This is a genomic window from Bradyrhizobium ottawaense (assembly GCF_002278135.3).
Lineage (GTDB): Bacteria > Pseudomonadota > Alphaproteobacteria > Rhizobiales > Xanthobacteraceae > Bradyrhizobium > Bradyrhizobium ottawaense.
Window position 1 is genome coordinate 4,009,520 of record NZ_CP029425.2, and the last position, 22,738, is coordinate 4,032,257.

General features: G+C 64.4%; 21 protein-coding genes. 15 read left to right on the top strand and 6 right to left on the bottom strand.

All coding sequences use genetic code 11. The features are described from left to right. Positions 1–18 precede the first annotated feature (18 nt). Genes CIT37_RS19220 through CIT37_RS19235 form a run of 4 tightly spaced genes read left to right on the top strand, consistent with a single transcriptional unit; the run spans position 19 to position 3,773 of the window. The gene (locus tag CIT37_RS19220) at positions 19–942 is read left to right on the top strand and encodes an ABC transporter permease (RefSeq protein ID WP_038948726.1); all 924 of its coding nucleotides are present in this window, start codon (positions 19–21) and stop codon (positions 940–942) included. Continuing rightward, entirely contained in the window at positions 939–1,760 is an 822-nt protein-coding gene (locus CIT37_RS19225) for an ABC transporter permease (protein WP_038948725.1), read from the top strand. Before CIT37_RS19220 ends, CIT37_RS19225 begins: the two co-directional genes overlap by 4 nt. After that, a complete protein-coding gene (locus tag CIT37_RS19230) occupies positions 1,757–2,737 on the top strand; it encodes an ABC transporter ATP-binding protein (protein ID WP_028141479.1) in 981 nt (326 codons plus the stop codon). The genes CIT37_RS19225 and CIT37_RS19230 overlap by 4 nt, the downstream gene beginning before the upstream one ends. Further along, positions 2,730–3,773: an ABC transporter ATP-binding protein gene (locus tag CIT37_RS19235; protein ID WP_028141480.1), complete on the top strand. Its 1,044-nt coding sequence runs from the start codon at positions 2,730–2,732 to the stop codon at positions 3,771–3,773. The genes CIT37_RS19230 and CIT37_RS19235 overlap by 8 nt, the downstream gene beginning before the upstream one ends. 137 nt (positions 3,774–3,910) lie before the next feature. Here CIT37_RS19235 and CIT37_RS19240 read toward each other — a convergent pair whose 3' ends face one another. From CIT37_RS19240 to CIT37_RS19260, 5 genes are all read right to left on the bottom strand, one after another. After that, positions 3,911–4,987, bottom strand: coding sequence for a serine hydrolase domain-containing protein (locus CIT37_RS19240; protein ID WP_028141481.1), 1,077 nt, complete (start codon positions 4,985–4,987; stop codon positions 3,911–3,913). 233 nt (positions 4,988–5,220) lie between these two features. Beyond that, positions 5,221–6,246: an ABC transporter permease gene (locus CIT37_RS19245; RefSeq protein ID WP_095425457.1), complete on the bottom strand. Its 1,026-nt coding sequence runs from the start codon at positions 6,244–6,246 to the stop codon at positions 5,221–5,223. Positions 6,247–6,257: 11 nt separating this feature from the next. Further along, entirely contained in the window at positions 6,258–7,760 is a 1,503-nt protein-coding gene (locus tag CIT37_RS19250; protein ID WP_095425447.1) for a sugar ABC transporter ATP-binding protein, read from the bottom strand. Between the two features lie 6 nt (positions 7,761–7,766). Further along, positions 7,767–8,789: a sugar ABC transporter substrate-binding protein gene (locus CIT37_RS19255; protein WP_028141484.1), complete on the bottom strand. Its 1,023-nt coding sequence runs from the start codon at positions 8,787–8,789 to the stop codon at positions 7,767–7,769. A 138-nt stretch (positions 8,790–8,927) separates the two neighbouring features. Further along, positions 8,928–9,332, bottom strand: a complete 405-nt coding sequence (locus tag CIT37_RS19260; protein ID WP_161966434.1) for a globin — start codon at positions 9,330–9,332, stop codon at positions 8,928–8,930. Positions 9,333–9,811: 479 nt separating this feature from the next. Between CIT37_RS19260 and CIT37_RS19265 the strand changes: the two genes are divergently transcribed. The 10 genes from CIT37_RS19265 (at position 9,812) to CIT37_RS19310 (ending at position 20,646) form a co-directional block, all read left to right on the top strand. Next, a complete protein-coding gene (locus CIT37_RS19265) occupies positions 9,812–10,186 on the top strand; it encodes a DUF2946 domain-containing protein (protein ID WP_028141486.1) in 375 nt (124 codons plus the stop codon). Between the two features lie 342 nt (positions 10,187–10,528). Beyond that, positions 10,529–12,682: a TonB-dependent receptor family protein gene (locus tag CIT37_RS19270; RefSeq protein WP_095425458.1), complete on the top strand. Its 2,154-nt coding sequence runs from the start codon at positions 10,529–10,531 to the stop codon at positions 12,680–12,682. A 26-nt stretch (positions 12,683–12,708) separates the two neighbouring features. After that, positions 12,709–13,920 (top strand): sialidase family protein, encoded by a 1,212-nt coding sequence (locus CIT37_RS19275; RefSeq protein ID WP_095425449.1) that lies wholly within the window; start codon positions 12,709–12,711, stop codon positions 13,918–13,920. Further along, positions 13,917–14,414, top strand: a complete 498-nt coding sequence (locus CIT37_RS19280; protein ID WP_038948713.1) for a TlpA family protein disulfide reductase — start codon at positions 13,917–13,919, stop codon at positions 14,412–14,414. Before CIT37_RS19275 ends, CIT37_RS19280 begins: the two co-directional genes overlap by 4 nt. Positions 14,415–14,442: 28 nt before the next feature. Continuing rightward, the gene (locus tag CIT37_RS19285; protein WP_038948712.1) at positions 14,443–14,979 is read left to right on the top strand and encodes a copper chaperone PCu(A)C; all 537 of its coding nucleotides are present in this window, start codon (positions 14,443–14,445) and stop codon (positions 14,977–14,979) included. A 29-nt stretch (positions 14,980–15,008) separates the two neighbouring features. After that, entirely contained in the window at positions 15,009–15,539 is a 531-nt protein-coding gene (locus tag CIT37_RS19290) for a YcnI family copper-binding membrane protein (protein WP_161966435.1), read from the top strand. Then, positions 15,539–17,101 carry a copper resistance CopC/CopD family protein gene (locus tag CIT37_RS19295; RefSeq protein ID WP_095425451.1) on the top strand — a complete coding sequence of 521 codons (1,563 nt, stop codon included), beginning with the start codon at positions 15,539–15,541 and terminating at the stop codon, positions 17,099–17,101. Before CIT37_RS19290 ends, CIT37_RS19295 begins: the two co-directional genes overlap by 1 nt. A gap of 144 nt (positions 17,102–17,245) precedes the next feature. Continuing rightward, positions 17,246–18,565 (top strand): proline--tRNA ligase, encoded by a 1,320-nt coding sequence (proS, locus tag CIT37_RS19300; RefSeq protein WP_028141493.1) that lies wholly within the window; start codon positions 17,246–17,248, stop codon positions 18,563–18,565. Between the two features lie 88 nt (positions 18,566–18,653). Beyond that, a complete protein-coding gene (locus tag CIT37_RS19305) occupies positions 18,654–19,934 on the top strand; it encodes a lipoprotein-releasing ABC transporter permease subunit (RefSeq protein ID WP_018320183.1) in 1,281 nt (426 codons plus the stop codon). A gap of 7 nt (positions 19,935–19,941) precedes the next feature. Further along, complete coding sequence (locus CIT37_RS19310) at positions 19,942–20,646, top strand: ABC transporter ATP-binding protein (protein WP_018320184.1); 705 nt, start codon at positions 19,942–19,944, stop codon at positions 20,644–20,646. A gap of 94 nt (positions 20,647–20,740) precedes the next feature. Here CIT37_RS19310 and CIT37_RS19315 read toward each other — a convergent pair whose 3' ends face one another. Next, a complete protein-coding gene (locus CIT37_RS19315; RefSeq protein WP_038948708.1) occupies positions 20,741–21,820 on the bottom strand; it encodes a zinc-binding dehydrogenase in 1,080 nt (359 codons plus the stop codon). 110 nt (positions 21,821–21,930) lie between these two features. On the opposite strand from CIT37_RS19315, the gene CIT37_RS19320 reads away from it, so the two are divergent. Continuing rightward, entirely contained in the window at positions 21,931–22,710 is a 780-nt protein-coding gene (locus CIT37_RS19320) for a helix-turn-helix transcriptional regulator (protein ID WP_038948707.1), read from the top strand. Positions 22,711–22,738 lie beyond the last annotated feature (28 nt).

Below are 22,738 nucleotides of genomic sequence, written 5' to 3' on the forward strand. Positions count from 1 at the left end.
GAGAGAGGAAAAGTGCCGATGCTCTCCTTCCTGTTCCGTCGCCTGCTGCAAACCGTTCCGACCGTGCTTGCCGTCGTGCTGCTGGTCTTCGTGTTGTTCAGCGTGGTTCCCGGCAGCATCGTCTCCTCCATGAGCGACGACAGCGATCCGCAGGTCGAGCTGCGCATGAAGAAGCAGCTCGGCCTCGACGATCCCGTTTACGTGCGTTTCGGCGTCTACATTGCCAAGCTCGCGACCGGTGATTTCGGCACCTCGTTCCGGACCCGCGAGCCTGTCACGACCATGATCGCCAAGCGGGCTTGGCCGACGCTGCAACTGATCTTCGCGGCCATGGCGTTTTCCGTCGTGATCGGCGTGCCGCTTGGCTTCATCGCGGCACTGCGACCGGGCGGAATCGTCGATACGCTTGCCATGGTCGTCGCGGTGTCGGGCCTTTCCATCGCCAAATTCTGGCTCGGACTTGTTCTGATGTACCTGTTCGCGTTGAAGCTCGGCTGGCTGCCGAGTTTCGGCTATGGCGACGGCGGACTGAAATATCTGCTGCTGCCGGCCGTGACCCTCGGCGTCTCGCCGATGGCGCTGTTTGCCCGGACGACGCGCGCCGCGGTCCTCGAGATCATGACCGCCGATTTCGTCCGCACCGCGCGCTCCAAGGGCATGAGCGAGACGCGGGTGGTGAAGTGGCATGTCATGCGCAACGCGCTCGTCATCATTCTCACCACCGTCGGCCTGCAATTCGGTGGCCTGATGGGGCAGGCGGTCGTGGTCGAGAAACTGTTCTCATGGCCAGGCATCGGCTCATTGCTGGTCGACAGTGTCTTGCAGCGCGACATTCCGGCGGTCCAGGGCTCCATTCTCGTGGTGGTGCTGGCCTTTCTCGCGATCAATCTGCTGATCGATTTGCTCTACGGCGTGATCGATCCCAGGATCAGATACGCATGAAGCTCCGCGCCAATCTCGTCATCGGTGGGGTGTTGTTCGCGCTGGCGATCCTGGTCGGTTTGCTCGCGCCCTGGCTGGCGCACACCGATCCCGTCATGGACGCGAATTTGATGAACGCGGAGGAGCCCCCGAGCTGGACCTGGTGGTTCGGGACCGACGACCAGGGCCGTGACATCTATTCCCGCGTCGTGTACGGCGCGCGGGTCTCGCTGACGGTCGGTATCATCTCTCAGCTCATCAACAGCGTCATCGGCGTGGCCCTGGGGCTGAGCGCCGGCTATTTCGGCGGCTGGTGGGACGATATCGTCAACGCCCTGACCAACCTCATGCTCGCGATCCCCTCGCTGATCTTCGCGCTGGCGATCATGGCGGTGCTCGGACCCGGCCTGACCAGCCTGCTGATCGCACTCGGGCTGACCAACTGGTCCTTTACGTGCCGGATCGCGCGGGCCTCGGCGCTGTCGCTGAGGAGCCAGGGTTACGTGCAGGCTGCGACCGTGCTGGGCTACGGCGATCTGCGCATCATGATCACGCAGCTGCTGCCGAACATGCTGGGCCCCATCATCGTTATCGGCACGCTGGGTATGGGCAGCGCGGTGTTGTCCGAAGCCGCATTGTCGTTCCTCGGCCTCGGCGTCCGTCCGCCGTTTCCCAGCTGGGGCAGCATGCTGTCGGAGGCCCGCGAGCAGATCACGACGGCGCCGTGGCTCTCGGTGTTTCCGGGCCTGGCCATCTTCCTGACGGTGCTTGGCCTCAACCTGCTCGGCGATGGCCTGCGCGACATTCTCGATCCCCAATCGCGGAGCCGGCGGACATGACCGGCGCGCCGCTGATCGAAGTCGAGGATTTGCGCATCGATCTCGACGACGGATCGAGGCGCGTCGCGGCGGCCGAGGGCGTTTCGTTCCGCATCTCACGCGGCGAGACGTTCGGCCTCGTCGGCGAATCCGGTTGCGGCAAGAGCATCACGGCGCTCGCCTTGATCGGGCTGTTGCGGCCGCCGCTCTCGATCGGCGGCGGCCTCATCCGGTTCGAGGGACAGGAGATCCAGCACCTTTCGGCGGCCAAACAGCGGGAGTTGCGCGGCAACCGCATTGCCATGATCTTCCAGGAGCCGATGACGGCACTGAACCCCGTCTCGCCCGTGGGCCGGCAGATCGCCGAGATGTTCGTGCTGCACAAGGGCAAGAGCTGGCGGGAAGCGAGCCGGTTGGCGGTGGAGGCGCTGGCGAGCGTCCGCGTCCCCGCGCCCGAGCGCCGCGTCCACGATTACCCGCACCAGCTCTCCGGCGGCATGCGCCAGCGCGTGATGATCGCGATTGCGCTCGCCTGCGGTCCGGATCTCCTCATCGCCGATGAGCCGACCACAGCGCTCGACGTCACCGTGCAGGCCGAGATCATCGAGCTGATGCGGAATTTGTGCGCCGAGCGTGGAACGGCCATCCTGATGATCAGCCATGATCTCGGCCTGGTCGCGAACGTCTGCCGCCGCGTCGCCGTGATGTATGCCGGCCGCATCGTCGAGGAGCGGGGTTCGGCCGATATCTTCCGCTCGCCCTCGCACCCCTATACGCAAGGCCTGGTCGCCTCGCTGCCGAGGCTCGGCAGCCGCGCTGCGCTCGGGCGCACCAGGCTCAAGGAGATCGCGGGCGTCGTCCCGGCGATCACGAATTTCCCCGATGGCTGCCGGTTCAATCCGCGCTGCGCGCAGGCGACCGAGATATGCCGGACAGTCGTGCCGGAGACGGATTGGCTGGACGCCGGCGGCCTGGTCAGGTGTCATCACCATGCATGAGCCGCAAAACATGCTGGGTGAGCGGAGGCCGGACGATGACCTCATCCTCAGCGTTAGGGATCTCGCGGTTCACTTTCCGCTCGGTGGCGGCCTGCTGGGCCGCGGCAAGCGGATGCTCCGGGCTGTCGATGGCGTCGATCTCAAGCTGAAGCGCGGCGAATGCCTCGGCCTCGTCGGTGAGTCCGGCTCCGGCAAGTCGACGGTCGCATTGTCGATCCTTGGCCTGCTGACGCCGACGCGCGGCCGCATCGTGCTGGACGGGCAGGTCGTGAGGAGCAGGCAATCCGGCGATCGGAAGGCGTTGGCGCGCACCGTGCAGATGGTGTTTCAGGACCCCTACGCCTCGCTCAATCCGCGCCAGACCGTTCGCCGCACGCTGGAGGATCCCCTGCGTGTGCACGGCGTCACCGCGAGGAGCGAGATCGAGGATCGCGTCGCGACCATGCTGCGGCATGTCGGCTTGCGGCCCGAGCAGTCGGGCCGCTACCCGCATGAATTCTCCGGCGGCCAGCGCCAGCGCATCGGCATTGCCCGTGCGCTGATCCTCAACCCGAAAATCGTCATCTGCGACGAGCCGGTCTCGGCACTCGACGTCTCGATCCGCGCCCAGATCATCAACCTGCTGCTGGAACTGAAGGACACTCTCGGCCTGTCCTACATCATGATCAGCCACGACCTCGGCGTCGTCGAGCACATGAGCGACCGCGTCGCGGTGATGTATCTCGGCCGCATCGTCGAGAACGGCCACTGGCGCGAGATCTTCGAACGTCCGGCGCACCCCTATACGCAGGCCCTGATCGCCGCGATTCCTGATCCGCTACACCATGCCCCGCTGGCGACCACAGGCGGCGACCTTCCCAACCCGCTCAATCCGCCGAACGGCTGCGCCTTCAGCCCAAGATGCCGGTACGCCGAGGCTGTGTGCCGGAGCGAGCCCGGGCCGTCGCTGGAGACGCGAGCCGATGGACATGCCGTGAGGTGCTGGCGGGCAGACGAGATCGGTGCAGCGGGCCTTGCCCTATCACCGTCACCCTGAGGTGGCCGCTTCTTCAGCGGCCCTCGAAGGACGACGGCCCGGCTGGCAGCGTGGCCGGTCATCCTTCGAGGCTCCGCATGCGATGCTTTCGCATCGCCTGCTCCGCACCTCAGGATGACGGGTCCTCGCACGACGTTTCACTTCAGCCCGGCCAACACGACATCACGCACCACCCGGACAGGCGGCATCCATTGCTGCTCGTCGGCGTAGTTTCCGCAGGTGATGGCGACCACGATGCCGAGGTCGGGCATCGCGAACAGCCGCTGGCCGCCATAGCCGAAGCCGCCGATCCAGTGCGTGATCGGGCGGTGCGGCGGCTGGCCGTATTGCAGGTCGCCGCTGTACCAGAAATAGCCGTATCGGCGCTGCTCGTCACATGGGACGTACGGCTGGAACGATTTCGCGAGCCAGTCCGACGAAACGACCTGACGCCCATCCCATTGCCCGCGGTTGAGGATCAATTGCCCGACGCGCGCGAGATCGCGCGGCGTCATACGCAGTCCTGATGCGGGCGCGGGCTGCCCGTTAAAGCCCTTGGTCCATTCGGTTGGTCCGATCCCGAGGGGATCGAACAGGTTTGCGCGCGCGAAATCCGGCAGCGAGTGACCGACGCCTTTCACCAGCAGTTGTCCGATCAGCTCGGTGCCGGCCGCGCCGTAGATCCAGCGGGTGCCGGGATCGGAAATGAAAGGCCGGCTGAAGATGTAGCGCAGGCGATCGGGCGCCTGCTCCATCTGAATTTCGCTGTTGGTCGGGTCCTGGTAGGGAATGTCCTCGTTCCAATCGAACCCCAGCGTCATGGTGAGCGCGTGCGCGATGGTCAGACGCTGGAGGCGGGGATCGGTCGCGGCGGCGGCGCATTCGGGGAATTGCGCGATCAGATTCTGGTCGGGCGCGGGCACCTTGCGGAGGTCGAGCGCGATGCCATAGAGCAGGCCGAGAATGCTTTTCGTGACCGAGCGCAGGTCGTGCAGCGTGTCGGGGCCGAAGGCGACGCTGCCGCGCGGAGCACCCCAGACTTCGTCCTCGCCGGCGAAATAGCGTTCGAGCACGAGCTTGCCCATGCGCGTGACGACGACACCATGCAGGCCCCAGGCGCGTTTGTCCGCAATCGCCTTGTCGAGCCGCTCATCGAGGTCGGGCGCGAAGCCGGCGTCGGCTGGGTTGATCGATCGCCATTCGAACTGAGCGGAGGCAAGCGGGCCTGTCGTCAAGAGAAGCGCTCCTGCACCCGCAAGGGCAGCGCGACGATCGATGACAGCCATTCGGGCGCTCGCTCCACGGGGCACGCGATCGGTGCCATGATGAAGTTGTGCTCCTGCATTGCCCGACGTGTCAAACGTCAGCGCGGTGGCATTCACGCAATTGTAGTTTGATAAGCAGCTGAACTTCCTTACAGTTTCTACTGTGCATGGGGTTGTTTTCGCGTTTTTTGTTTTGGGCTCGTCTAGTCCGCCGCCTTTTCCCTCAGCCGCTGCGCATAGACGTTGATGACAAGCGCTGCCAAGAGGATCAGGCCGCGGATCAGGATCTTCAGGAAGCTGTCGATGTTGACGTGGTCGAGGCCGTTGTTGAGAACACCGAGAACGAAAAGCCCGACGATGGTGTTGCCGATGCCGCCGCGGCCGCCGAATAGGCTGGTGCCGCCGACCACGACGGCGGCGATGGAGTCGAGCAGATAGGTGTCGAACTCGTTCTGCTGCGCGCTGCCGAAATGGGCTACGCCCAGCATGCCGCCCATGCCGGAGCACACCGCCGAGATCACCATGACGGCGCCGAGGATGAGCTTGACGTTGAGGCCGGAATATTCGGCCGCTTCGCGGTTGCCGCCGACCATGTAGACGTAACGGCCGAAGCGCGTGTAGGTCAGCACCAGATGGCCGCCGAGCAGCATCAGCGCGGCGATGATGACGAGCCAGGGGATGCCGCCGATCGAGCCCGAGCCGAGCGTGGTGATCAGGCTGGGCACCTTGTAGGCGATCTGGCCGCGCACCAGCAGCGCGGAGATGCCGGCGGCGATCTGCATCATCGCCAGCGTCATGATGAAGGAGGGGATGCCGATCACGGTCAGCCCCAGCGCGTTGACGAGGCCGAGCAGGGCGCAGAGCAGGATCGACAGGATGATCGCGACCGCGCCGGGCAGGGGAATGTTGGCGATGTTGACGTAGGATTCCTGCAGCGTGAAATAGGCGACCGCGATGCCGGTGACGTTGGCGATGCTGGCGATCGAGAGGTCGATCTCGGCGCAGAGGATCACGAAGGTGAGGCCGACCGCGATGATGCCCGTGACCGACACTTGCGTGAGGATATTGCCGAGATTGTCGAGCGTCGCGAAGGAGGGGCTTGCGAAGGCGAAGAAGCCGGACAGGAAGATCAGGGTCAGGAACGGGGCGATGTTGCGCATCTGCGAGCGCAGGAAGGGCGCAACGCCTCGCGCCCGCTGCCCCGCCGCCAAAGCCGTTTCGCTGCTCATGTGCTTCTCCGTCACGCCGCTTCCAGCAGGCGGTCCTTGCTGACCGGCTCGTTCTTGAATTCCCGCACCAGTGCGCCGCGCTTGAGCACGAGAATGCGGTCGGCCAGCGACAGCACCGTTTCAGGCTCAGTCGACAGCACGATGATCGCAAGCCCCTTGGCGCGGAGGTCGCGGACGATGTTGATGACGTCGTTCTTGGCGCCGACATCCATGCCGCGGGTCGGCTCGCACAGCACCAGCAGCTTGGGCGGGTAGGTCAGCCATTTTGCCAGCGCCACCTTCTGCTGGTTGCCCCCGGAGAGCATGCCGAGGTCGAGGCCGACCACCGGCGGCCGGATCTGCAACTGCTCGACCTGGCGCTGCGCGATGTCGCGCTCCTGCGCCGGCTTGAGCAGCAGCGCCGAGATGCGGTCGAGAATGCTGATCGAGATGTTCTTGTAGACCGGCTCCTGGTGAAACAGCATGTCGCGGCGGCTCTCGGGCACCAGCGCCACGCCGGCGCGCAGCGCCGCCGCCGTGCTGGCAAAGGTTTTTGGCTTACCCTCGACGAGAAGCCCGCCGCTATCAGGCTTCAGCTTGCCGAACAGGATTCTCGATAGCTCCTGCTGGCCGCAACCCATGAAGCCGTAGATGCCGAGCACCTCGCCGGCGCGCGCCTCGAAGGAGATGTCCTTCAGGCTACGGGCCAGTGACAGCTGGTCGACTTTCAGAACGACCGAGCTGTCGCTCGGCTGCGGCAGCATAAGGTCGTCGGTGTAGCTGTGCTCGAGCGCCTCGCCGCCGCGCCCGATCATGGCCTCGATCAGCGCGCCCTTGCTGGTTGCGGCGCTTGCCGTCTCGGCGACCTTCCGCCCGTTGCGGAACACGGTCACCGTGTCGGACACGCGCAGGATGTCCTCGATGAAATGCGAGATGAAGACGATGCTGGTGCCTTCTTCACGTAGCCGCCGCAGCGTCGCGAACAGCCGCTCGACCTCGGGCGGAGAGAGGGCGGAGGTCGGCTCGTCCAGGATGACGATGCGGGCGCCGGAGAACAGCACGCGCGCAATCTCGATCAGCTGCTGCAGCCCGATGGGCAAGTCACCCAGCCGGCTCATCGGATCGACGTCGATGCCGAAGCGGGCGAGCTGCTCGCCGGCCTCGCGCGCCATGCGCCGCCACTGCACGAGGCCAAGGGCGTTGGTTGGCTGGTTGCCCAGGAAGACGTTCTCGGCGACCGTGAGATCAGGCGCGACACTGAGCTCCTGATGCACCATGGCAATGCCGGCCGCATGCGCATCGCGCGCCGAGCGGAAATGCGTCTCCTTCCCGTCGATCAGGAAGCGGCCGGAGAATTCGGTGTGCACGCCGGCGATGATCTTCATCAGCGTGCTTTTTCCAGCCCCGTTCTCGCCGACGAGGCCGTGGATCTCGCCGGGATGGAGCGCGAAGTCGACACCACGAAGCGCTTCGACGCCGCCGAAGCTCTTCGTGATGCCCTGCAGTTCAAGGATGGGCGAACGCACCTCGGGCATGGAAGCTCAGATCAGGAAGTGATCCTGCATCCACTGCATCCCGGCGGCGTTGGCCTTGGTCACGACCGGGCCGTCGGTGACGACGTTCTTGGGGATGCCCTGGCCGCTCTTCTCGCCGCCAACTACGGCCGATACGCCCGCGATGATCGCGCCGCCATGGATGCGGCAGGAGGGATTGCGGACGGTCGCGAACATGCGGCCTTCGCTCACCGCCTGGATCGCCGGCGGCATGGCATCGACGCCGCCGATCAGGATGTTGGTGCGGCCCCGCGCCTTCATGATGTTGGCAGCCGCGAGCGCCATGTCGTCATTGTGGAAGAACGCCGCATCGATCTGCGGATACTTGGTCAGATATGTTTCCCAGAGGCGCGCGGTCTTGGAGACGTCCCAGTCTGCCGGCTGGGTGTCGAGCACCTCGATCCCCGGGAATTGCTTGACCACAGAGGTGAAGCCCTTGGCTCTTCCTTGCGCGCCTGTATGGCCGAGCGCGCCCTGCGTCATGATGATCTTGCCCTTGCCGCCCATCGCGTTGCAAAGCGCCTGGGTCACCGAGGCGCCCATGAACTCGTTGTCGGGGGCGAGGAAGGAGTGGACGTTGATCTGGTCGAGCGGCGCGATCAGCGTGTCCATGTCGATCACCGGCGTGCCGGCGTCGATCATCTTCTGCACGGGCTGGGTGAGAGTGCCGATGCCGAAGGCCTGGATCGCGACGAAGTCCCATTTCTGCGAGGCCATGTTGTCGATCGCCGCGCGCTGCTTCACGGCGTCGAGCTGGCCGTCGAACCAGGTGACTTCGACGTTGAACAGCTTGCCCCAGAATTCGGCGGCTTGCTTTCCTTGCGCGCACCATGTGGCCTGCAGGCCCGCATTGGAGAACGCCGCCTTCAGCGGCTTCTCGCTTCGCCCGACCTCGGCGGCCAATGCGGGGTTTATGCCCATGCTGCCGAGGAGGGCAGCTCCGGCGCCGGCGGTCGCAGCCGCCTGAAGAAGATCGCGCCTCGTCGTCGAGAAATCTTTCGTCCCGGACATCGCTCGCTCCCATAAACTTTATCGTCGGCGCGTCATTGATTGCGCGACCGATGTCGAAAGTGTCTCACAAGAGTTGATGCCACTCAATCTGCAATCACACGCGCCATCGCAGTACGCCGCGTGGTGCAGCGCAAAGCGTCAGGCGGTCGATCCGGTGAGTGCGTCGATGTCGACGAGCAATGTGTCCCAGGCTCGCGCGATCTCGATGGACCATTCATCGCCGAGCAGATCGCGCAGCGTATCCCTGATGATGGTGAAGAAGGCGGTGAACAACTGGCGCGACATGCCATAGGCGTCGTGCGAGGCAAGTTCGCAGGCAATCAGACGGAAATGCCCATGACGCATCCCGGCAAAATCGAGAATCGCCTCGATCGTCAGCGCGAGCATCGATCCCTTCACGAGGTCGCTGCCCTTCGAGCGGAACATCGCCTGCGTTTCGGGATGCTCGTCGAACAGGCGCTTGTAGACGAGGGGCGTGAGATCCGCGCAGCGCGAGGCGGCGAGTTCAAAGCTGAGTTCGACTGGATTGGAGGGCATATTCATCGGCGAAAGTGCCATGCAGACAAAAAAAGAGCGGGGCCCTGGCCCCGCTCAAAAATTGTGTCGACCCTATTATCCCCGATTCTAAGATTTGCTCTTGATTGACGGGGCGACGCTGCGTTTTGCGCGCCAGGGGCTCCTCCCGAGACTTGGACCACCAGACTTCGACCTCACGGCCAGCCTGAGCAAGGGGGATGCTAGATCAACTTTTCTCACTTGTCATCATTTTCGGCAACGAATGTTCAAAATTCGAGCAATAGACGAAATGATCGGGCTTTTGGCCCCGCAAGTATATGACAAATATAAGAAATCTGTGGATGCCGGGCCGTTTGATTTGGCTCAAATGCCCCCGCTCGGTGCCGTGCTGGGGTACCACGGTCACAGTTTTCGCCAATTTGCGCTGGGCCAAGTAGGCGGCGGAACTGATCTCGACTTGGGCCCGGCGCGGTGTTTAGTTAGCGGACGAACGAACGGTTCGGCAGATGCGCGCGCGGTTACAGAAATTCCTACCCCTGGTCCTGCTCGCCCTGGCCATGCAGGTGCTGGCGCCGATTGCCGCCTGTTGGGCGACGGGCCAAGCCATCGCCGATCCGCTGTCTGCCGCCGTCATCTGCCACAGCGCGAGCGATCAGGGTGGCCTCGACGATCGGACGGGGACCCCGACCGCGCATGCCGGCGCGTGCGCCCTGTGCTGCCTCGCCCAGGCGGGCGCGTCGCTCGATTCGCCGACGCACGCGGCACTCTCGATTCCCTTCCGCCATGCCGCGCGCGTGGTGTGGCAGCCGGCGGATGCGTCCGCCATCGCCGCTCCCAGGGGTTCGAGCGCTCAGGCCCGCGCCCCACCTCAATTTTCCTGACGTAGCGACAAACCGAACCGTTGGCGCGCGCCGTTGCCGCCGATGGCGTGCTCAATGGACCGGCCGAGGCGCCGGATGTCAGGAATTCAAGAGATGTTACGCATTCGTGCGATCGGAAGTGCGGGCTTGCCCGTGCTTTTCGGGCTGGTGTCCCCGATCGGTTCAGACGCGCTCGCCCAGGCTGCGTCGGAAGCGATTCCCGCAGTGACGGTCGAGGCGCCTAAGGCGTCCCGTCCCAAACCAATCACCCGGCCAGCGCGGCTGCGTTCCGCTTCGGCGGCGCGCGCAGCGAGGCCGGTCGCGCCGATCGGGACCGATGGCGCCCAGGGGCAGAACAACACGATGTCCGCCGGCGCAGTGCGAGCCGGTCTCAATCAGGCGCCGGCCGGCCAGACCGCGACGACCATCGATCGCAGCCAGTTCGACAACCGGCCCTCGTTTTCGGTCAGCGACGTCTTGCGGGACAGTCCGGGCATTTCGATCAAGCAGGGCAACGGTCCCCGGGACTTCGGCATCTCGATTCGCGGGTCCAACGCCCGGAACGGTTTCGGCATCCGCAATCTCGTGATCTTCGACGACGGTTTCCCCGTCACGCAGCCGGACGGCCTGTCGCGCAGCGACCTGATCGATCCCCACGCCTATGGCGCGATCGACGTGATCCGCGGCCCCTCGTCGGCGCTCTATGGCAATTACGCGACCGGCGGCGCGCTCAATTTTCGCACACGGCCGGGCGGCACGATCGACGGTGTCGAATACGGCGTCGACGGCGGCAGTTATGGCTACCTCAACAATTACCTGGCGGCCGGCAAGAAGGTCGGGAATTTCGAGGGCTCGCTGTTCGCGAGCGACACGCGAGGCGACGGCTATATCGGCAATAGCTGGTTCAACACGCAGACCGTCAACTTCCTCGGCACGCTCAAGGCGACGCCGGACGACCGTTTCACGGTCAAGATCATCAACAACGATCTCAGCGCGCGGCTGCCGCTTCGCTCCACGCTGAACCAATACTATCAAAATCCCTTCCAGCAGGGTTGTGCGACCGGTGCCACGGCCGCGCCCGGATGCGGTACGGTCAGGCTGTTCAACAATGGCTTCAACGCGACCGCCGGAACCGATACGGAGACGGCCGTGCAGGCCGGGCTCGGCCGCAACGACCGCCGCACCATCGTCGGGGGCCGGTGGGAGCACGATTTCGACAACACCACGACGTGGCGCAACCAGTTCGTGTTCGACGACCGGAACATCAGTCAGCCAACTGGCTCAACCAGCTCGATCGGCGACTTCCCGTCGTACAACTACATGAGTGATCTCACCAAGCGCGGAGAGATTCTCGGCCTGGAGTCCACAGCGTTCTTCGGCGCCTTCTACAATACCCTGACGGCGTCGAGCGACACGCGAAACGTGATGCCGGGAGGCAACGCAACACTCGGCAGGCTGTCGAGCAATCTCTACAGCGAGACGACCAACTATGGTGTTCGTGCCAGGGAAGAGCTCAAGCTTACATCGTCGCTAACGGCCGTTGCAGGCATCGGTTGGGAGACAACCTTGCTCAAGGGCACCAATACGGCCTATTCGTACGCCGGTCCAACCGGCATCACCACGACAACGCCGACGACCGCGGACCGGCAGTTTCAAAATACTGCACCAGAGTTGGCGCTGCTCTATAATCTCAGTAATGAATGGCTGGTCCGGGCACGCGTTGCCACGGGGTATGGCACACCGCAGGTCTCGAATCTCTTCGTCGCTCGGACGGGGCTATCAGGCAACAATACGCAGCTCCAAGCCCAGAAGAATCTTGGCTACGATCTCGGTTTCGATTGGACGCCGAACAGCGCGCTCAAACTCAGCGCGACTGGCTTTTACGAGTTCTTCCGTAACGAGATCGTCAACCAGGCGACGCCGGTCGCGGGCGTAAGCTATTCGTTCAACGCGCCCCGGTCGGAGCACCGCGGCATCGAGCTTGCAGCCGATTGGAAGTTCTATCCGGGCTGGCGGTTCATGGCGGCGTACACCTATCTCGACGAGGTCTACACCGAATATGTCGAGAACATCACCAATGGCGCCGTGTTCAGCTTCAACCGTGCCGGCAACAAAATTCCCGGTATCTCGCCCAACGAGCTGACGGCTCGAATTGGCTATGACGAGTTCGCCGGGCCGCTGGCAGGCCTCGGGGGCTTCGTCGAGGTCCAGTGGAAGGACTCTTTCTACATGGACAACGCGAATCTGCTGAAGGCGCCGGGCTACGAACTGGTCAATGTGAATGTCCACTACAAGACCGACTTGGTGTCCGACACCTTCAAGTCACTCAATCTGTTTCTTGAGGTCAGGAACGTGTTCGATCGCACCTATGTTGCGTCGGCAAACAACATCGCAAACACTGTGACGGCGGCCGGCCTGCAAATTCCAGGGAGCACGCTCGCAAGCACGGCGCCCGGATCGATCTATGCGGGCTCGCCACGCCTGTTCGTTGCAGGTATGAAGGTGGCCTTCAAATGATCCGGGCTCTCGAAGGGAATAGGGCCATGATCCGAACTGGCTTGCTCGCGATAGCCGCTCTCGCCTGCCTGCAAGGTGCGGCGCTGGGGCAGATGCACGGCAAGCACGCGTCCGAAGCCGCGTGCGAGGAGCCGACGCTGCGCTGTGCGACCAAGGCGACGCCTGCCTTCGGTCCGGACGGCGCGCTGTGGCTGGTCTGGATGGCGGGAGGGCAGGTCTCGGTCGCAAGTTCGCAGGATGCGGGCCGAAGTTTCTCGACGCCCACGCAGGTCACGACGACGCGGCTGAACCTCGATTGGGGGCCGGATGCGCGGCCGAAGATCGTGGTCGACCGCAAGGGGGGCATTGCGCTCGCGTTCTCGACCTTCAGGGACGAGGCCTTCAACGGTCAGGTGCTCACCACGCGCTCGGCCGACGGCGGCAGGAGCTTTGCCGAGCTGAAGCCGATCACCGCCAGCAACGAGAGCCAACGTTTCGAGGCGCTGGCGCTCGATCAGGATGGAACAGTATTTGCGGCGTGGTTGGACAAGCGCAATCGCATTTTTGCGAAGGAAGCGGGACAGAAGTACGAGGGAGCCGGGCTGTTCTTCACTTCGTCCAGCGACGGCGGCACCACCTACGCAGAAGCGAAGCTGGCGCGCGAGGGCACCTGCGAATGCTGCCGGTTGGGGCTGGCATTCGCTGCGTCCGGGCGGCCGGTCGTGATCTTCAGGAACATATTTGAGGGCGGCGTGCGCGACCACGCGGTGATGACCTTCACGGACGTCGCGACGCCAGGCGAAGTCCGTCGGGTCAGCAACGACGACTGGCAGATCAATGCCTGCCCACACCATGGGCCGAGCCTCACCGTTGCCCCGAACGGAACCTATCACGTCGCCTGGTACACCAACGGGAAGGCGCGGAAGGGATTGTTCTACGCCCACTCGCGCGACGAAGGCCGCACGTTCTCTTCGCCGATGGTGTTGGGGCGGCCGGATCGTAATCCGACGCGCCCCTTCGTGCTCGCGGGCGCGGCGGGAACGGTGATGGTCTGGAAGGAGTTCGACGGTGAAAAGACCTCGGTCCAGATGACGGTCTCCCGCGACGATGGCGAGACGTGGTCGGCGCCGAAGGCGATATCGAGCACGACCGACACGTCCGATCACCCTTTGCTGGTCTCCAGCGGCAAGCAGACCTACCTGTCGTGGATGACGAAGGCGGACGGCTATCGGCTCACGGCAATCGAGGACCAACCATGAGATTTCGATTTGCAGGCATTGCCAGCCTTGTTGTTCTGATCGCATCGGCGGCGGCGCTCGGCGCATCTCCGGCTCTGAAGCCATTCGAACGCGGCACGTGGCAAGGCGTCCTGAGGGGGCACGCCGGCCGCCCCGTGCTCGTGCATTTCTGGGGTGTGACCTGCGGGCCTTGTAAGGTCGAGCTGCCGCTGCTCGGGCGGTTTGCAAAGGAGCATCCGGAGATCGACGTCGTCACGGTCAGCGCCGATCTCGTGCCGAACCTGCCGGCCGCCACGCAATCGATGCTCGACAAGGCGGGTCTGGCGTCGACCGAAAATTTCATCTTCAACGACGGCTTTGTCGAGCGCTTGCGGTTCGAGATCGATCCGGCCTGGCAGGGCGACATCCCCAGGACCATGCTCATCTCCCCGGAAGGGACCGTCACGACGATCGAAGGCTCGGCCGAAATTGCCGATCTCGAAAAGTGGTCGGCGCAACAACTCTCCAAACACTGAAGTTAAAGACTGCAAAGGGAATACCGACATGAAGACAATCTCGAAAAACGTGCTGCTCGCCGCGTTCGCTCTCGCGATCTCCGCAGCCCCGGCGGTCGCCGACGACGTCAAGGCCGGCGATCTCGTCGTTTCGCAGGCCTGGAGCCGGGCGACGCCGGGCGGCGCCAAGGTCGCCGGCGGCTATCTGACCATCGAGAACAAGGGCACTGCGGCCGACAGACTGGTCAGCGTGTCCGCCGATATCGCGGGCAAGGCCGAGATCCACGAGATGGCGATGGACAACGGCGTGATGAAGATGCGCCCGCTCGACAAGGGGCTCGCCATCGATGCCGGCAAGACGGTGAAGCTCGCGCCCGGCGGCAACCACTTGATGCTCCAGGAGCTGAAGGGCGCGTTCAAGCAGGGCGACAAGGTGCCGGTGACGCTGCAATTCGAGAAGGCCGGCAAGGTCGCCGTGTCCCTAGACGTCCAGGGCGTCGGCGCACAGGCGCCTGGCGATGCCGGGCATTCAGGTCATATGGACATGAAGAAAATGCCGGATCACTCGGGAATGAAGATGAAATGAAACGGATCTGGACTCTCGGGAGGCCGAACATGTCGAAGCAATCCTGCCTGATCCTGATTGCCGCGCTAGCCGCCTCGCCGGCGGCGGCGCACGTGTCGATCGAGACCAAGCAAGCCACGGTCGGTACGTCCTACAAGGCCGTCTTCACCGTGCCGCATGGCTGCGCGGGCTCGCCGACGGTGAAGATCCGGGTGCAGATTCCGGAAGGGGTGATCGCGGTGAAGCCGATGCCGAAGGCCGGCTGGAATGTCGATGTCGTCGAGGGCAAATATGCCGGGGAATACGACTATCACGGCAACAAGCTCTCCTCCGGCGTCAAGGAGGTCGCGTGGTCCGGCGGCAAGCTGCCGGACAAGAACTATGACGAGTTCGTCCTCAGCACGTTCCTGACCGACAGCCTGAAGCCGAACACGGTTCTGTACTTCCCTGTCGTTCAGGAATGCGAGGCCGGCGTCAGCCGCTGGATCGAAATTCCGGCGGCGGGGGCAGGGCATTCACATGAGGGCAAGTCCGAGGGCAAGTCGCCGGCGCCGGGCGTGAAACTGTTGCCAAAACCCTGATGCGCCTCTTCGCCGCGCTTGCGACGCTGCTCCTCGTTGCCGGCTTCGCAAGCGGTGCGTCGGCGCATGCGGCGCTGGTCTCGGTTGAGCCGGCGAGCGGCAGCATGCTCAAGGCCGCGCCCAAGGCGGTGGAACTGCGCTTTAACGAGGCGGTGACGCCGGGCGCGATCCGGCTGATCGATGGCGCGGGCAGGGCGCGGAATGATGCGCGCGTCAGCGCATCGGGCGAGACGATTTCGGTCGTGATGCCGGTGGATCTGCCTGAGGGCACCGCGGTCGTCAGCTATCGCGTGATCTCGCAGGACGGCCATCCTGTCACCGGATCGGTGATCTTCTCGATTGGCATGCCGACCGCGACGAAGCCTGCCGCCGCTGAGGATAGCGGGTTGAACGCGCTGATCTGGCTGGCGCGCGTCGGCCTGTACGTTGGGCTGTTCATTGGCGTCGGCGGCGTGTTCTTCGCGCGCTGGGTTGCGTGGTCGATGACCGGCATGGCCGTGCCGCGCATGGCGCTCGCCATCGGCATCCCAAGCGCGGTGGCGTCCGTCGGCGCGTTGGGCCTCGATCTCCTCGGGCTGCCACTGGCAGCCCTTGCGACCGCCGCTCCCTGGAAAGTCGCGCTCGCGACCAGTGCCGGCCCTGCGCTGCTGGTTGCTCTGCTTGCGATGCTACTCGCGTTGATGGCGCTGCGCAGTGCGTGGTACGCGCGTGCTCTTGCGATCATGGCGTTGGTCGGCGTCGGTCTGTCGCTCGCCATGACCGGGCACGCCGCAACGGCACCGCCGGAGGCGTTGACCCGGCCTGCAATCTTTCTCCACGGCCTCGGTGTCACCATTTGGATCGGTGCTCTCGCGCCGCTCGTGGTGCTGGTGTCGAAGCCGACGATTGCGACGCTCGCGATTGTGAACCGCTTTTCCCGCATTGCTGCGCTCGCGGTCGGCGTGTTGGCCTTGACCGGCCTCGCACTCGCGATCGTGCAGCTCGAAAAGCCTGAAGCGCTGGTCGGGACCCGCTACGGGCTAATCCTCTCGGTCAAGCTAGTTCTGGTCACGGGATTGCTGGCGCTGGCCGCGCTCAATCGGTTCCGGCTGACTCCGGCTCTGGCCCGGAACGAGACAGGGACGCCCGCGCTCAAGCACTCGATCGTGCTGGAAGGTACGATTGCTCTTGCCATCCTGGCCGTGGTCGCCGGCTGGCGCTTCACGCCGCCGCCGCGGACGATCGTGCCGGAGACACCTTTGGCGATCCACATCCATAGCGACAAGGCGATGTTCCAGGTCCTGGTCTCGCCAGGCAAGGCGGGGGCCAATGATGTCGTGCTCCAGCTCATGACCGGCGAGGGGACGCCGCTGGCGGCCAAGGAGGCGACGTTGACCCTGAGCCTGCCCGAGCGCGGCATAGAGCCGATGGAGCGAAGGGCCTCGCTCGGGCCCGACGGCTATTGGCATGTGCGCAAGGTCGAACTGCCGTTTGCCGGCCGCTGGCACGTGCGGATCGACGCGCTGGTGACCGACTTCGAGCAGATCACGCTCGAGGATGAACTCGACGTCACGCCGTCGTGAGACGCAGCTTGGGCCGAACCTGAAGTCCGACGGAAAAATGACAGGAATTCCGTTGCGTTAGCGGCTTTTCCTCATTCCCGGTCTTGTGTTTTCGCTCTCAATCCGGTTTCACTGCAACCCATCACTGATTCCCAGAGTATTACCATGCGGTTGTCGCGGTTCTTTCTGCCCATCCTGAAGGAAAATCCGAAAGAGGCTGAGATCGTCTCGCATCGGCTGATGCTGCGCGCCGGCATGATCCGGCAGGAGGCCGCCGGTATCTATGCCTGGCTGCCGCTTGGCTTCCGCGTGTTGAAGAAGATCGAGCAGATCGTGCGCGAGGAGCAGGACCGGTCGGGCGCGCTGGAGCTGTTGATGCCGACGCTCCAGCTTGCCGACCTCTGGCGCGAGAGCGGCCGCTATGACGCCTATGGTCCGGAGATGCTCCGCATCGCCGACCGCCACAAGCGCGAGCTGCTGTACGGGCCGACCAACGAGGAAATGATCACCGAGATCTTCCGCGCCTATGTGAAGTCCTACAAGAACCTCCCGCTGAATCTCTATCATATTCAATGGAAATTCCGCGACGAGCAACGTCCGCGTTTCGGCGTGATGCGCGGCCGCGAGTTCCTGATGAAGGACGCCTATTCGTTCGACCTCAACGAAGCGGCCGCGCGCGTCGCCTACAACAAGATGTTCGTGGCGTATTTGCGCACCTTTGCGCGGATGGGGCTGAAGGCGATCCCGATGCGCGCGGAGACTGGCCCGATCGGCGGCGACCTCAGCCACGAGTTCATCGTGCTGGCCGAAACCGGGGAATCCGGCGTTTTCATCAATCGCGACGTGCTCGACCTGCCGGTGCCGGGCGAGGACGTCGACTACGACAGCGACCTGACGCCGATCATCAAGCAATGGACCTCGGTCTACGCCGCCACGGAGGACGTCCACGACGCCGCGCGGTTCGAGCAGGAAGTGCCGGCGGACAAGCGGGTGAACACCCGCGGCATCGAGGTTGGGCAGATCTTCTATTTCGGCACCAAATATTCCGACGCGATGAAGGCCCTGGTGGCGGGCCCCGACGGCGTCGACGTGCCGATCCATGGCGGTTCCTATGGCGTCGGCGTCTCGCGCCTGCTCGGCGCGATCATCGAAGCCTGCCATGACGATGCCGGCATCAAATGGCCGGAGGCCGTCGCGCCGTTCCGCGTGTCGATCCTCAATCTCAAGCAGGGTGATGCGGCGGTCGATGCGGCCTGCGAGAAGCTTTATGCCGAGCTCACGGCCAAGGGCGTCGACGTGCTCTATGACGACACCGACCAGCGCGCCGGCGCCAAATTCGCCGCCGCCGACCTGATCGGTATCCCCTGGCAGATCATGATCGGGCCGAAGGGGCTCGCCGACGGCAAGGTCGAGATCAAGCGGCGCAGTGACGGCTCCCGCGAGACTATGTCGCCAGCGGACGCGGTCGCAAGACTTGTGGGCTGATAAGCCTGGTCGGCTGAATATTGTTCATCGCGATATCGCGGCCGCCAATCCGGCCACAATTGACCCCGAATCATGGGATTATCGAGCGATGGATGAGACCATGACCGAGACCGTGCAAACCGCGCCTTTTGCGCCATTCGAGTGGATGCTGTCGGCGCGCTATTTGCGGGCGCGCCGCAAGGAGGGATTCATCTCGGTCATCGCCGGGTTCTCCTTCCTCGGCATCATGCTGGGTGTGGCGACGCTGATCATCGTCATGGCCGTGATGAACGGCTTCCGCAAAGAGCTGCTCGACAAGATCCTGGGGCTGAACGGGCACATCCTGGTGCAGCCGCTGGAATCGCCGCTGACCGACTGGAAAGACGTCGCCGACCGCCTCAGCCAGGTCAAAGGCATCCGGCTCGCCGCGCCCGTGGTGGACGGCCAGGCGCTGGCGTCCTCACCCTGGAACGCCTCGGGCGTGCTGGTGCGCGGCATCCGCTCCGACGACCTCAACAACCTCACCTCGATCGCCAAGAACATCAAGCAGGGCTCGCTCGAGGGCTTTGACGACGGGCAGGGTGTCGCGATCGGACGGCGCCTCGCCGACCAGCTGTCGCTGCATGCCGGCGACAGCATCACGCTGGTGGCGCCGAAGGGCGCGGTCACGCCGATGGGCACGACACCGCGCATCAAGCCGTACAAGATCGTCGCCGTGTTCGAGATCGGCATGTCCGAATACGATCTCGGCTTCGTGTTCATGCCGCTCGCGGAAGCGCAGGCCTATTTCAATCGCAGCAACGACGTCACCTCGATCGAGGTGTTCACCACCAATCCCGATCAGATCGTCGCCTTCCGCCAGGCCGTGACGGAGGCTGCGGGCAGGCCGGTGTTCCTGGTGGATTGGCGGCAGCGCAATTCGACCTTCTTCAACGCGCTCCAGGTCGAGCGCAACGTGATGTTCCTGATCCTGACCATGATCGTGCTGGTCGCGGCTCTGAACATCGTCTCAGGCCTGATCATGCTGGTGAAGGACAAGGGCAGCGACATCGCGATCCTGCGCACGATGGGCGCCTCGCAGGGCTCGATCATGCGCATCTTCCTGATCACGGGCGCCTCGATCGGCGTGGTCGGCACGCTGGTCGGCTTTGTCGTCGGCCTCGTGATCTGCCTCAACATCGAATCCATCCGGCAATTCCTGTCCTGGCTGACCAGCACCGAGCTGTTCTCGCCAGAACTCTATTTCCTTTCGAAACTGCCCGCCGAGATCGACGTCGGCGAGACCACGGCCGTCGTCATCATGGCGCTGACGCTGTCGTTCCTGGCGACGCTGTATCCGTCGTGGCGCGCCGCGCGCCTCGATCCTGTCGAAGCGCTGCGGTACGAGTGAGGGGTTGATGGAGCAGCAGCAGGGGGCGGAAGACGTACCGGTCATTTATCTCCACGAGATAAAGCGGCAGTACTTGCAGGGCGAGGTGCCGCTGACGATCCTGGACGGCGCCAAGCTCGCGCTGTGGGCCGGGCAGTCTGTCGCGCTGGTGGCGCCGTCGGGCTCGGGCAAATCGACGCTGCTGCACATCGCGGGGCTGTTGGAAGCACCCGATTCCGGCGAGGTCTATGTCTCGGGCGCGCCGACCTCGCAGCTGCCCGACATCGAGCGCACCCAGCTGCGCCGCACCGATATCGGCTTCGTCTACCAGTCGCACCGGCTATTGCCGGAGTTCTCGGCGCTGGAGAATGTGATGATGCCGCAGATGATCCGCGGCCTGAAGAAGTCCGAGAGCGTCAAGCGCGCCAAGGAGATCCTCGGCTATCTCGGTCTCGGCGACCGCATCACCCATCGCCCGGCCGAGCTGTCCGGCGGCGAGCAGCAGCGCGTCGCGATCGCGCGCGCGGTGGCCAACGCGCCGCGGGTGCTGTTCGCGGACGAGCCGACCGGCAACCTCGATCCGCACACGGCCGATCACGTGTTCCAGGCGCTGATGCAGCTGGTCAAGGCGACCAAGGTTTCGATGCTGATCGCGACCCACAACATGGAGCTCGCCGGCCGCATGGACCGGCGGGTGTCGCTGTCGAACGGCCAGGTGGTCGAGCTCGAGTAGAAAATCGCGAAAACAACCCCATGCACAGTAGCCAAGTGCTTGGGCCGACTGACGAAAAAATCGATGACGACGGGCACGCCGTCGTCTGAATTTTTCAAGGCCGGATCACCGTCATTTTGAACGGCCCGCCATTGGCGGCGGCGTGCGCCACCGCCTCGTTGGCATGGTCGAGGTCGAAGGCCGTCGTCTCGTATTCCTCCAGCCTGAGCAGACCCGCACGCACCAGCGCGATCAGACGGCTCGCGGCATCCGGCGGGTACATCCAGACGCCGTGGATGCTGATGCAGTTGCGCATGATCCAGGGGTAGGGCAGCTCGAGGCCCGCGCCGCCGGCCATGCCGACGCCGCCCATCAGTACGACGCGCCCATAGGGGCGCACCGTCATGATCGCTGCACGCACGACGTCGGTGCTCACGGAGGGCGGCATGATGTCGAACGCGCAATCGATCGGGCCGGGCGCTGCGCGCTTCATCGCCTCGCGGTCGTGATCTTCATTGCCAGTAAGCTTGACCGGTTGCACGCGGCTGCCGAAGCGTCGGACGAGGTCGGCGAGGATTTTCTCGTTGCGGCCGGGCGCGACCACGCTGGCTGCGCCCATCGCCAACGCAACCGAGACGGCGGCGCTGCCGAAATTGCCGGTAGCCCCGCTCACCAGCACGGTCTCGCCCGCTCTAAGGTTCGCAGCGAGGAAGCCGCCGTAAGGCACTAGCAGCGTGCCCAGCGCGCACCATTGCGTCGCGTCCTCGGGCGTGATCGCACCGAGCCGCTTCACGTTCTCGGTCGGCACCCTCATTTGTTCGGCAAAGGAGCCGTGGCGAAAATGCTGTTGCAGCCGCATGCCGCCGGGCCCGGCAGCGGTGAGCCCTTGCAGAGCGATATCGGGCGCAACGGTGTCGTCGCGCGAGCGCACCGTCGGGTCGCAGAACACCCAGTCGCCCACGCTGAGCTTGGTGGCATCCGGGCCGACCGCGCGCACCCGGCCGATGCCGCCGGGACCGGGGATAACAGGCAGATCGAGCGCGTAGTTGCGTGTCCCGTCAAAAACCTCGTTCATGTACGACAGGACGCGCGTGGCGACGATGTCGACAACGACTTCGCCGGTACCGAGGGTCGGCTTCGGAACGTCCTCGATCACCAGCGGCGATCCAAGGGATTTGAGTACGGCAGCTTTCATGGATGTTCACCTCAAAGTCGCGGTGAATCCCATATGCGCCGCCTTGGAGGGGCCAAGAAGGCCTGGTATTATCCTAGTATTCCAAAGACCCTCCATATGGGAGCGACATCATGGCCGATCCGCGCCGCGTTGAATTCGGCGACTTCCTGAGGTCTCGCCGCGAAAAGCTGTCGCCGAAGACGGTTGGTCTTCCGGTCGGCCGGCGCCGGCGCACCGCGGGGCTACGCCGCGAGGAGGTCGCGCAGCTCGCCGGCATCGGCGTCGACTGGTACATCCGCCTCGAACAGGGCCGCACCGTCAGCCCGTCGGTGACCACCGTCGATGCGCTGGCCCGCGCACTCCGCCTCAGCAAGACCGAGCATGCGCATTTGAAGGCGCTGGCGCGCGACGGCGCCAGGGGGGCGTTCACGCGCGAGACCGTGCCGCCGCCCATTCGGCGGATGATCGAGAGCCTGCACCAGCCGGCCTATATCACGGGGCGCCGCTGGGATGTGCTGGCCTGGAACGCGGCGGCCGAGGAGGTCTTTGCCTTCGGTCAGTTGCCCGAGCAGGATCGCAACACGCTGCTGCTGGTGATGACCAACAAGCAGACGCGAAAATTCTACGGCGCGAGCTGGACCGACGTCGCCAGGAGCATGGTCGCGATGTTCCGCGCCAATCACGACGTCTGGGCCGGCGATCCCGCTTTCACGGAGTTGCTGACGCGGCTGCGCCAGGGCAGTCCGGAGTTCGTCAAATGGTGGGAAGCCCACGACATCCGCAACACCGCCTCAGGCCTCAAGACCATGAACCATCCGACCAGGGGCGTGCTCCGGTTCGAGCACACCAGCTTCCAGGCCAACGACGATCCCGCGCTGAAGCTCGTGATCTACACGCGGGTCGAGGGCTGAGGGAGGGGGCAGGCTTCAGCTCTTGAAG